Source organism: Mycobacterium sp. E1715, from assembly GCF_001667625.1.
Classification (GTDB): Bacteria; Actinomycetota; Actinomycetes; order Mycobacteriales; family Mycobacteriaceae; genus Mycobacterium.
Map to the genome: position 1 here is coordinate 1 of NZ_LZJJ01000325.1, position 10770 is coordinate 10770.

Annotated in this window: 10 protein-coding genes and 1 pseudogene; 5 read left to right on the plus strand and 6 right to left on the minus strand. The window is 70.2% G+C overall.

Going from position 1 to position 10770, the window contains the following annotated elements; all coding sequences use genetic code 11:
• The first annotated feature begins 44 nt into the window (after positions 1–44).
• Positions 45–1196: a DUF1800 domain-containing protein gene (locus A9X03_RS16600; protein WP_369831374.1), complete on the plus strand. Its 1152-nt coding sequence runs from the start codon at positions 45–47 to the stop codon at positions 1194–1196.
• 10 nt (positions 1197–1206) lie between these two features.
• Positions 1207–2388, plus strand: a complete 1182-nt coding sequence (locus tag A9X03_RS16605) for a DUF1501 domain-containing protein (RefSeq protein ID WP_068261960.1) — start codon at positions 1207–1209, stop codon at positions 2386–2388.
• Here the strand turns inward: A9X03_RS16605 and A9X03_RS16610 are convergent.
• The 3 genes from A9X03_RS16610 to fgd are packed head-to-tail and all read right to left on the minus strand — an operon-like array spanning position 2377 to position 6608.
• Positions 2377–3513, minus strand: coding sequence for an acetate kinase (locus A9X03_RS16610; protein WP_067749957.1), 1137 nt, complete (start codon positions 3511–3513; stop codon positions 2377–2379). The genes A9X03_RS16605 and A9X03_RS16610 overlap by 12 nt on opposite strands.
• A gap of 13 nt (positions 3514–3526) precedes the next feature.
• Positions 3527–5605: a phosphate acetyltransferase gene (pta, locus tag A9X03_RS16615; protein ID WP_068261962.1), complete on the minus strand. Its 2079-nt coding sequence runs from the start codon at positions 5603–5605 to the stop codon at positions 3527–3529.
• On the minus strand, positions 5598–6608 hold the full coding sequence (fgd, locus tag A9X03_RS16620; RefSeq protein ID WP_067749946.1) for a glucose-6-phosphate dehydrogenase (coenzyme-F420): 1011 nt from the start codon (positions 6606–6608) through the stop codon (positions 5598–5600). The genes pta and fgd overlap by 8 nt, the downstream gene beginning before the upstream one ends.
• 35 nt (positions 6609–6643) lie before the next feature.
• On the opposite strand from fgd, the gene A9X03_RS16625 reads away from it, so the two are divergent.
• Positions 6644–7384: an MBL fold metallo-hydrolase gene (locus A9X03_RS16625; protein ID WP_067749945.1), complete on the plus strand. Its 741-nt coding sequence runs from the start codon at positions 6644–6646 to the stop codon at positions 7382–7384.
• Between the two features lie 78 nt (positions 7385–7462).
• Here the strand turns inward: A9X03_RS16625 and A9X03_RS16630 are convergent, their stop codons facing one another.
• From A9X03_RS16630 to A9X03_RS16640, 3 genes are read right to left on the minus strand one after another with little or no spacing between them, the layout of a single operon-like run.
• Positions 7463–7969 carry a GNAT family N-acetyltransferase gene (locus A9X03_RS16630; RefSeq protein WP_067749944.1) on the minus strand — a complete coding sequence of 169 codons (507 nt, stop codon included), beginning with the start codon at positions 7967–7969 and terminating at the stop codon, positions 7463–7465.
• A gap of 6 nt (positions 7970–7975) precedes the next feature.
• Positions 7976–8839, minus strand: a complete 864-nt coding sequence (locus tag A9X03_RS16635; RefSeq protein ID WP_067749942.1) for a class I SAM-dependent methyltransferase — start codon at positions 8837–8839, stop codon at positions 7976–7978.
• Positions 8840–8841: 2 nt separating this feature from the next.
• Complete coding sequence (locus A9X03_RS16640; RefSeq protein WP_067749939.1) at positions 8842–9204, minus strand: DUF3054 domain-containing protein; 363 nt, start codon at positions 9202–9204, stop codon at positions 8842–8844.
• A gap of 56 nt (positions 9205–9260) precedes the next feature.
• Between A9X03_RS16640 and A9X03_RS16645 the strand changes: the two genes are divergently transcribed.
• Both A9X03_RS16645 and A9X03_RS16650 read left to right on the plus strand, forming a co-directional pair.
• Positions 9261–10445, plus strand: a complete 1185-nt coding sequence (locus tag A9X03_RS16645) for an acyl-CoA dehydrogenase family protein (protein WP_067749935.1) — start codon at positions 9261–9263, stop codon at positions 10443–10445.
• A 33-nt stretch (positions 10446–10478) separates the two neighbouring features.
• Positions 10479–10770, plus strand: a pseudogene (locus tag A9X03_RS16650) (hypothetical protein); the annotation flags it as partial.

Consider the following 10770-nt stretch of genomic DNA (forward strand, 5'->3'; position numbering starts at 1 on the left):
CGCGGCCAGCATGGCGTCGACGTAAGTTGGCCAGTCGCCGCCCAGTGCGGCGTCCACCTCGGGTCCGGTCACCCCGACCGCCCGGAAAGTCCGCCGCGCCCGCGGCCCGCAAGCAGTACAACCAGCAGCTCTCCGAGCAGCAGCGCGCGTTGTCCGACTGGTGGCTGCACCGCATGGTCAGCGTGCGGCAGCCGCTTGGTGAGAAGCTGACCCTGTTGTGGCACAACCACTTCGCCACCTCCGCGCAGAAGGTCCGGGTCGCGGCGTACATGGCCGCACAGAACCAGAAGCTGCGCACCCTGTCGCTGGGCGACTTCCGCACCCTGGCCTACGCGATGCTGACCGACGCCGCGATGCTGCGCTGGCTGGACGGGCAGAGCAGCACCGCCAAGGCACCGAACGAGAACCTCGCGCGCGAGTTCATGGAGCTGTTCACGCTGGGACACGGCAACGGCTACACCGAGGACGACGTGCGCAACGGCGCCCGCGCGCTGACGGGCTGGCTGATCGGCGCCGACGGCAACACGACGCTGGCCCCGAAACGCCATGACGGCGCGGCCAAGACTCTGTTCGGGCAGACCCGTGACTTCGACGCCGCCGGGTTCTGCGACGCCGTGCTGGCCCAGCCGAAGTCGCCGGAGTACGTCGCGGGACGGTTGTGGCGACAGCTGGCCTCCGATGATCCGCCGTCGCGCCCCACGCTCGACAGGCTGGTCGCCGCGTACGGCCCGGGCCGGGACCTGCGTGCGCTGACCCGGGCGATCCTCACCGACGACGAGTTCGTCCACGGCCGGGCCACTGTCGTCAACCCGCCCGTCGAATGGCTCGTCGGCGTCATGCGCGCCCTGCGGGTGCCCCTCGACCCATCCACTCGAAAAGTCACCGACGCGACGTTGCACGCCCTCGGGCAGCGGCCGTTCTATCCGCCGAGCGTCGGCGGCTGGCCGCAGGGCCAGGTGTGGCTGTCCACCGCAAGCGCCGAGGCGCGGCTGCGGGCCGCCAACCGGCTCGCGCACGCCGGCGACCTGTCCGGCGTCGAAAGCGCCGCGCCCGGTGACCGCATCGACGCGGTCGGCTACCTGATCGGCGTCGGCGACTGGTCGGACCGGACCGCCGACGCGCTGCAACCCCTGGTGCGCAACCCGCCGCAACTGGTCGCCGCCGCGGTCAACACCCCCGAATACCTGACGTCCTAGCGAGAACACGATGCCCGAGATGAACCGCCGCAGATTCCTGGCCGCCAGCGCCGGTGTGGGCGCGGCCGGCCTGTTGTCGACGGCGGTGGCGGTCCGCTGGCCCGACCTGATGCGGGCCGCCGGGGACCGGCCGCTGGCCGACGGCGCGGGCGTGCTGGTGCTGGTCACGCTCTACGGCGGCAACGACGGGATCAACACCCTGATCCCCTACGCGGACAACGCGTATCACGACGCCCGGCCGGAACTGGCCTACGCCCCGGGCGACGTCCTGCACCTCGACGAGGCGCTTGGTCTCAACCCCGCCCTGAAGGGTCTGGCGCAGTTGTGGGGACGGCGGCAGCTCGCCATCGTGCGGGGCGTGGGTTATCCGCGGCCCGACCACAGCCACTTCCGGTCCATGGATATCTGGCAGACGGCGTCTCCCGCCGAGCCCGTGTCGACGGGCTGGATCGGCCGCTGGCTCGACGCCACCGGCGACGACCCGCTGCGGGCGGTCAACATCGGTCCCGTGCTTCCGCCACTCGCGGTGGGCGAAAAGCACACCGCCGCCGCGCTTTCCACGGCCCCGGAGCCGACCGGACAGGGCCTCGACACGCTGATGGGCGCGCTCGGCGCCGAGGACCGCGACGACACCCCGGCGATGGCCGCGGTGTGCAAGGCCTACCGGGCCGCCCGCACCACCGCCAACGCCTTCGAATCGGTGAAAGCCGCAGGAAACCAAGGTAACTCCCTGTCCGCACAACTGAGCCTGGTGGCCGAGGCGGTCCAGGCCCGCGTGCCGACACGGGTCTACACGGTGCAATTGGGCGGCTTCGACACGCACGCCGGGGAACGGGCCACGCAGCAGCGGCTGCTCGCGACGTTCGACGAGGCGGTGACCTCGTTCCTGCAGCGGGTCGCCGGCCGCAACGTCGTCGTGGTGGCGTATTCGGAGTTCGGCCGCCGGGTGCGCGCCAACGCGTCCCAGGGCACCGATCACGGCACCGCCGGTCCCGTCTTCGTCGCGGGCGCGCCCGTTCGGGGCGGCTTCTACGGCGACGAACCCAGCCTCACCGACCTCGATAACGGGGACCTGAAGTACACCACCGACTTTCGCGACGTGTACCACGAGCTGCTCGCGCGGACCGTGGGGACGGATCCCGCGCCGTCGGTGGGCGCCGGGCGGAAGAGCCTCGGCTTCCTAACCGCTTAGCGCGCTCACGCAGTCGCGGGCGATGGCCAGTTCCTCGTTGGTCGGGATCACCAGCACGGCGATCGGAGATTCGTCGGCGGAGATCTGCCGGGCACCCTTGCCGCCGCCGAGGTTGCGGCGCTCGTCGAGCACGATGCCCAGCTCCTCCAGGCCCGCCACCGCGTCGCGGCGGACCGCCGCGTCGTTCTCCCCGATGCCGGCGGTGAAGCTGATGACGTCGGTGTGTCCCAGCACCGCCAGGTAGGCGCCGATGTATTTGCGCAGCCGATGGGTGAACACGCCGTAGGCCAATTGCGCTGCGGCGTCGCCGGATTCGATCATGGTGCGCAGCCGCCGGAAGTCGCGCTCGCCCGACAGCCCGACCACCCCGGACCGCTGGTTGAGCATGGATTCCACCTCGTCGACGCCCATTTTGGCGACGTGGCAGAGGTAGCTGACGATGCTGGGGTCGATGTCGCCGCTGCGGGTGCCCATCACCAGACCCTCCAGCGGCGTCAGGCCCATCGACGTGTCCAGCGGCCTGCTACCGGCGATCGCCGACGCCGAGCAGCCGTTACCCAGGTGCAGCACAATCTGTTTCAGGCCGCCCAGCGGCCGGTCCAGGAAGGCGGCGGCCTGCTGGCTCACATAGCGGTGCGACGTGCCGTGAAACCCGTAACGGCGGATCTTCCAGCGTTCGGCCAAGCCGCGGTCGATCGCATAGGTCGCGGCGGCGGGCGGCATGTCGTGGAAGAACGCCGTGTCGAAGACCGCGATGTGCGGGACATCGGGCAGCAGCTTGCGGGCCACCTCGATTCCCTTGACCGCGGGCGGGTTGTGCAGCGGCGCCAGTTCGGACAATTCGTCGAGCTTGCGGATCACCGCGTCGTCCACCGGCGTCGGCTTGTAGAAGGTGTTGCCGCCGTGTACGACTCGGTGGCCCACCGCCACCAGTCCGCAATTCCCGAGGTCGATCCCCTTCTCGGACAGCGCGTCGAAGGCCTGGCGCAGCGCCGCGTCGTGGTCGTGAACCGGTGACGACTCCTCCCCGATCCGTTCGACGTTGCCGGTCGCGCGGGCGACACCCGAATCCGGTTCGACCAACTGGTATTTCAGCGACGACGAGCCGGAGTTGATCACCAGCACGGCCCGGTTCGCGCTAGTCACGGACGTCCTGGGCCTGGATCGCGGTGATGGCAACGGTATTCACGATGTCTTCGACCAGCGCGCCGCGGGACAGGTCGTTCACCGGCTTGCGCAGGCCCTGCAGCACCGGCCCGATGGCGATCGCCCCGGCGCTGCGCTGCACGGCCTTGTAGGTGTTGTTGCCGGTGTTGAGGTCGGGGAACACCAGCACGGTGGCACGGCCGGCCACCGGCGAGCCACGCAGCTTGGTGGCCGCGACGGACGGTTCGATCGCGGCGTCGTACTGGATGGGCCCCTCGACCGGCAGCTCCGGCGCCCGCCGCCGCACCAATTCGGTTGCGGTTCTGACCTTGTCGACGTCGGCACCGGTGCCCGACTCGCCGGTCGAGTACGACAGCATCGCCACCCGCGGTTCGATGCCGAATTGCGATGCGGTGCGGGCGGAGGAGATCGCGATGTCGGCCAGTTGCTCCGGCGTCGGGTTCGGGATGATGGCGCAGTCGCCATAGGCCAGCACCCGGTCGGGCAGGCACATCAGGAAGATGCTGGACACCGTCGAGACGTCGGGCACGGTCTTGATGATCTCGAAGGCCGGCCGAACCGTGTGCGCCGTGGTATGGGCGGCGCCCGACACCATGCCGTCGACCATGCCGTTGTAGACCATCATCGTGCCGAAATACGTGGCGTCGCGCATGATCTCGCGGGCGTGCTCGGCGGTGACCCCCTTGGCCTTGCGCAGCTCGGCGTACTGATCGGCGAACCGGGAGCGGAGGTCGCTGGTGCGCGGGTCGATCACCTGCGCGCCGTCGAGGTCCACCCCGAGCTCCCCCGAGCGCTGCCGGATCTGCGCCTCGTCGCCCAGCACGGTGAGGTCGGCGACTCGGCGCTGCAGCACCCGGCCGGCCGACTTGAGGATGCGGTCGTCGTCCCCCTCGGGCAGGACGATGTGCTTGCGATCCGCCCGCGCCTGCAGCGTCAGGCGGTGGATGAACATCTGCGGCGTGGTCACGGTGGGAATCGGAATGGCAAGCTGTTCAAGCAGATCCGGGACGTCGACGTAGCGGTCCATCAGCTCCAGCGCGGTGTCGATCTTGCGCAGCGAGTTCGCCGTGACGCGGCCGCGCGCCGCGGCCCGGGCGCTGGCCGCGTCGTAGGTGCCCAGCGTGGTGGCGATGATCGGCAGCCGCAGCCGCAGCCCGGCGACCAGCGCCGCGATGGAAGGGTGCAGCTGGAAGCCGCCGTTGAGGACGATGCAGGACAGCGACGGAAAGCCTTCGGCCCCATGGGCGCTCGCCACGGCCAACACCACGTCCGACCGGTCGCCGGGGGTGATCACCGCCATGCCGTCGCTCAGCCGTTCCAGCACGTGGTCGGCGGTCATGCCGGCGACCAGCACGCCGGTGACCTCCCGATCGCGCAGCGACGCCTCACCGCTGACCGGCGTTCCGCCGACGGCCTTTTCGAGTTCGGCCACCGTCGGAGCCGACAGCAGCGGCTCCTCGGGCAGCACGTAGCTGCGCTGGGTGAAGGCCTCCAGCGCCTCGGCGACCTCGTCCAGCTGAGCCGGTTCACAGCGGTTGGCGACCACCGCGGCGGCGTGGGCGCGCTGGTTGGACAGCTCGGCCAGGCACGCCGCGACGACGCCGGCCACCTCGTCGGGGGTCCGGCCCCGGCCGCTGACCGTGAGCAGCACGGGCGCACCGAGGTTGACGGCGATCCGGGCGTTGACGGAGAGCTCGGCCGGCCGCGCGACGTCGGTGTAGTCGCTGCCCACGATCACTACCGCGTCGCAGTCGTCGGCCATCGCGTGATAGGCGTCGACGATGGTGGCGATCGCGGCGTCGGTGTCGGCGTGCAGTTGCTGATACGTGACGCCGATGCACTGCTCGTAGGGCACGCCCGCGGTGGTGTGCTGCAGCAGCAGATCCAGGATGTAGTCGTGGTCCTTGCCGTCGGGCACGCGCGTGATGGGCCGGAACACACCCACTTTGGCGACGGTCGCGGTCAGGCGGTGCAGCAGCCCGAGCGCGAGCGTCGACTTGCCGGTCTCCGGTTCCGGAGCGGCGATGTAGATGGCCGAGGGTTCAGGCAAGTCGCCGCAGCCTGGGGGCCAGGTCCTTTTCGAAGAGCTCGAGGAACCGGCGCTGGTCGTGGCCGGGCGCGTGGAACACCAGGTGGTTGAGCCCCCAGTCGACGTAGTCCTTGACCTTTTCGACGGCCTCGTCGGGGTCCGACGCGACGATCCAGCGCTTGGTGATCTGCTCGATCGGGAGCGCGTCGGCGGCCTTCTCCATCTCGATCGGGTCGTCGATGCTGTGCTTCTGCTCGGCGGTCAGCGACAGCGGCGCCCAGAACCGGGTGTTCTCGCGGGCCAGCTCCGGGTCGGTGTCGTAGGAGATCTTGATCTCGATCATCCGGTCGATCTCATCCGCGTTCTTGCCCGCCGCTTCGGCGCCCTCGCGCATCGCGGGGATGAGCTTGTCCTTGTAGAGCTCTTCGCCCTTGCCGGAGGTGCAGATGAATCCGTCGCCTGCGCGCCCGGCGTACTTGGCCACCTGCGGTCCGCCCGCGGCGATGTAGATCGGGATGCCGCCCTCGGGCACGTCGTAGATCGAGGCGCCCTTGGTCTTGTAGTACTCGCCGTCGAAGTCGACGCGGTCGCCGAGCCACAGTTCGCGCATCAGCCGCACCGACTCGCGCAGCCGCGCGTAGCGTTCCTTGAACTCGGGCCACTCGCCCTCGTATCCGGTGGCGATCTCGTTCAGCGCCTCGCCGGTTCCCACACCGAGGAAGATGCGGTTCGGGTAAAGGCAGCCCATGGTGGCGAAGGCCTGGGCGATGACGGCGGGGTTGTACCGGAAGGTCGGCGTCAACACCGAGGTGCCCAGCACGATCCGCTTGGTGCGTTCGCCGACGGCGGTCATCCAGGCCAGCGAGAAGGGGGCGTGCCCGCCCTTGTGCCGCCAGGGCTGGAAGTGATCGCTGACGGTTGCGCTGTCCATGCCGTGCGCTTCGGCGGCGACGGCGAGTTCGACGAGCTCGCGCGGTGCGAATTGTTCGGCGGATGCCTTGTATCCAAGTTTCAGTTCAGCCACGGGTCATTTCTACTCCTCCGCCTACACTCGCGGGCATGGCGGAGCTCGTTCAAGTCACCGACCGGGTTCACCTCGCCCAGGGCGAGGCGGTCAACTGGACTCTGGTCACCGACGACAACGGCGTGATGCTGATCGACGCCGGCTATCCCGGCGACCGCCAGGACGTGCTGGCCTCGCTGTCCGCGCTGGGCTTCGGCCCGGACGACGTGCGCGCCATCGTGTTGACGCACGCACACATCGACCACCTGGGCACCGCGATCTGGTTCGCCGACGCGCACGGCATCCCGGTTTACTGCCACGCGGACGAGGTGGGGCACGCGAAGCGGGAGTACCTCGAGCAGGTGTCCATTGTCGATGTGGCGCTGCGCATTTGGCGGCCCCGGTGGGCCAAGTGGACGGCCCACGTGGTCCGCAGCGGCGGCCTGATCCGCGACGGCATCCCGACCGCTCGGGCGTTGACCGCGGAGCTGGCCGCGAGCCTGCCGGGCCAACCGAGCCCGGTCTTCAGCCCCGGCCACACCAACGGGCACTGCTCGTATCTGGTCGACGGTGTGCTGGTCAGTGGCGACGCCCTCATCACCGGGCACCCACTACTGCGCCGCAGCGGGCCGCAACTGCTGCCGGCGATCTTCAGCTACAACCAACAGGACTGCATCCGCACCCTGTCCGCGCTCGCGCTGCTGGAGACCGAGGTCCTGCTGCCGGGCCACGGCGACGTGTGGCGGGGGCCGATTCGGGAGGCGACCGCGGCGGCCCTCGCGCTCGCCGAAAGCTGAAGCCTGGTGGCGCCGAGTGTGGGCCCTGGGTACACCAACGGCCCGAAATTCGTCCGTAGACCCCACACTCGGTGAAACTCACTGACCGTCGAGAACCAGCCATTTCTCGAAGGCGATCGGGACGAACGGTCCCCAGGACGGCAGCGGATCGGCGGGCACCCGGGTATACCCGGTCGCGTCGTACAGCGCCTCGGCCTCGGGTTGCCGGTTGCCGGTGATCAGGTACAGCCGCCGATACCCGCGCGCGGCGGCCTCGGCCTCCAGCGCCGCGAGCAGGATTCGGGCGTAACCGCGCCGCCGGTGCGCGCGGTCGGTCCAAATGCGTTTGAGTTCGGCGGTCTCGGCGTCGTACCGCCGAAAGGCGCCGCCGGTGACGGGCACGCCGTCGAGCACCCCGATCAGCAGCCCACCGTCCGGCGCGGCCAGCTCCGCCTCCGGCACCGGCAGCCAGGACAAGTGCGTGCTCGGCGTGCCGCCGTAGCGCTGCGCGTACTCGTCGGCCAGCTCGGCCAGCAGGGGCTGCGCCAGCGGATCGTTGTGCGTGGCCGACACGAACCGCAGCGCTGATTGGTCAGAACCCGGCATGAACATCTAAACCCTTGTGGCGGTGAGGTATTCCGGGACGAAGTCCGTCCCCCCACGCGGGGGCGCCGGCAGCCCCATCGCGCCCGACAGGTCGCCGACGCTGCGCTGCGCCGTCACCCAGCCGTTGGCGCCCAGATACTCGGGGACGTAGTGGTATCGGCCCGGATGCGTCAGGCTGGCCAGGTCGATCTCCACGCCGTGGCGGCGCCAGCCGTCGACGAAGGACCGCTCCGCCTCCAGGAGCAGGGGGGTCCAGGTGGGCATGTGATCGCAGGCGAGCCGGCTGCCGGCGGCGCTCATCGCGGTGACGCCCTGCAGCACCCGGTCCTGCAGTGCCGGCGTCAGGTAGCCGATGAGCAACTGCTCGGCGACCCACACCGTGGGCGCGGCGGCGTCGAAGCCGACGCGCCGCAGCGCGGCCGGCCAATCCTGGTGCAAGTCGACGCCGACCGCGCGCCGGCTCGCGGTCAGTTCGGCGCCCTGGTCGCGCAGCACTTCGGCTTTGAAGTCGAGCACCTCGGGCCGGTCGATCTCGTAAACCGTCGTCCCGGGCGGCCACCACAACCGGTACGGCCGGGTGTCCATGCCGGACACCAACAGCACCACCTGACGAAAGCCCGCCCCGACGGCATCGGCGACGAACTCGTCGACGAACCGGGTGTGCGCCGCGCAGAGGTCCAGGAACCTCGGGCCGCCCGCGTCGTCCGCGGCGAACCGGTCGTCGTCGATCACGCGGGCGAGCGGGTCCACCCCGGCGGCGCGCACCAACGGCTCGGCGAACGGATCGCTCAGCAGCCCCCTGTTGGTGGCGACCGCGCGCGCGGCGGCGCCGAATGCCGCGGTCACCGCCACGCCCGCCGCCGTTGCCATGGTCAGACGCCGGACCGGCGCCGCACGGTCAGCCCGACGACCGCCCGCCAGCCGAGCAACAACAGCGCGGTGACCGACGCCGCCACCACCACGAAACTGGCCGCGACGCCCGCGGAACTCAGCTTGCGCAACACCATGCCGACCACCACCGTGCACAGCCACACGACCACCCCGGTGGGCATCAACGCGGTCGGGCGCCGCCAGGCGCGGGACGCCAGCCACCCGACGGCGGTTCCGGTGAGGAACGGCCACGCGGTGGTGGCCACCCCGGCGATGTCGAGTCCTTCGTCGTGGCTACGACGCCCAGCCGCGCAGAAGACCAGCACACAGGCGACGTCCACGACGAGCCACACTGGCCGTCGCATGCAGCGAGACTACCGGCCGGGCCTGCCGAGGGCGGCCTAGTGGCAGGCTGAAGGCCATGAGCACCAAAAAGCCTCCCGCCTTCGACCGGTATGACCCCTTGGGCCTGGACGCCTCCCTGTCCAGCGACGAGCTCGCGGTGCGCGACACCGTCAGAGAGTTCTGCGCCGAACACGTCCTGCCCTACGTCGCGGAGTGGTTCGAGATCGGCGACCTGCCGGTGCGGGAACTCGCCAAGGGATTCGGCCAGCTCGGCCTGCTGGGCATGCACCTGGAGGGCTACGGCTGCGGCGGCGCCTCGTCGGTGCACTACGGCCTGGCCTGTACCGAGCTCGAGGCCGCAGACTCCGGAATTCGGTCGATGGTCTCGGTGCAGGGGTCGTTGGCGATGTTCGCGATCTGGAATTTCGGGTCCGAGCAGCAGAAGCAGGAGTGGTTGCCGGGCATGGCCACCGGCGAACTGCTGGGGTGCTTCGGGCTGACCGAACCCGACGTGGGGTCCGACCCGGCCGCGATGAAAACCCGCGCCCGCCGCGATGGTTCGGATTGGGTGCTGAACGGCCGCAAACTGTGGATCACCAACGGCTCGGTCGCCGATGTCGCGGTGGTGTGGGCGGCCACCGACGACGGCGTCCGCGGTTTCATCGTCCCCACCAAGACGCCCGGCTTCTCGGCGAACACCATCCACCACAAGCTGTCGCTGCGCGCCTCTATCACCAGCGAGCTGGTGCTCGACGACGTGCGGGTGCCCGATTCGGCGATGCTGCCCGAGGCGAAGGGCCTGCGGGGGCCGCTGTCGTGCTTGTCCGAGGCGCGCTACGGCATCATCTGGGGTTCGATGGGCGCGGCGCGGTCGGCATGGCAGGCCGCGCTCGACTACGCCACGCAGCGCACCCAATTCGGGCGCCCGATCGCCGGATTTCAATTGACCCAGGCGAAACTCGTCGACATGGCGGTCGAGCTGCACAAGGGTCAGCTGCTGTCGCTGCACCTGGGCCGCCTCAAGGACGGCGTCGGCCTGCGACCCGAGCAGGTCAGCTTCGGCAAGCTGAACAACACCCGGGAGGCCATCAAGATCTGCCGCACCGCGCGAACCATCCTGGGCGGCAACGGGATATCGCTGGAATACCCGGTGATCCGGCACATGGTCAACCTGGAGTCGGTGCTCACCTACGAGGGCACACCCGAGATGCACCAGCTGGTGCTCGGCCAGGCGTTCACCGGCAGCGACGCCTTCCGCTGACACGGGCCGCGCACACGTGCTGGAATGAGGGGCATGAGACTCACCGCGCTCCGCCGGGCGCTGGCGGCGCTGGCGCTGGGCGCCGTCGCCGGTGTCGCGCCGGCGGGCGCCGATCCCGGTTCCGCGCTGCCCCCGATGACGTCGAGCGGCGGCGGCCCGATCATCGGCGGCGGCAGCAACCCCGGGATCGCGCAGCAGTTGTTCAGCTTCGGCACGCCCAACGTGCAGGAGGTCGACGGCCCGGACGCCGCACAATTCATCACGGCCGCCGCTGCGAGCCCCAATTCCCAACTGGCGGCGCCCTTCTCGCTGATGCGGCGCGCGC

Coding starts and splice junctions, on each gene's coding strand:
- A9X03_RS16605 (WP_068261960.1), top strand. CDS start 1,207: ATGCCCGAGATGAACCGCCGCAGATTCCTGGCCGCCAGCGCCGGTGTG.
- A9X03_RS16625 (WP_067749945.1), top strand. CDS start 6,644: ATGGCGGAGCTCGTTCAAGTCACCGACCGGGTTCACCTCGCCCAGGGC.
- A9X03_RS16630 (WP_067749944.1), bottom strand. CDS start 7,969: ATGCCGGGTTCTGACCAATCAGCGCTGCGGTTCGTGTCGGCCACGCAC.
- A9X03_RS16635 (WP_067749942.1), bottom strand. CDS start 8,839: ATGGCAACGGCGGCGGGCGTGGCGGTGACCGCGGCATTCGGCGCCGCC.
- A9X03_RS16640 (WP_067749939.1), bottom strand. CDS start 9,204: ATGCGACGGCCAGTGTGGCTCGTCGTGGACGTCGCCTGTGTGCTGGTC.
- A9X03_RS16645 (WP_067749935.1), top strand. CDS start 9,261: ATGAGCACCAAAAAGCCTCCCGCCTTCGACCGGTATGACCCCTTGGGC.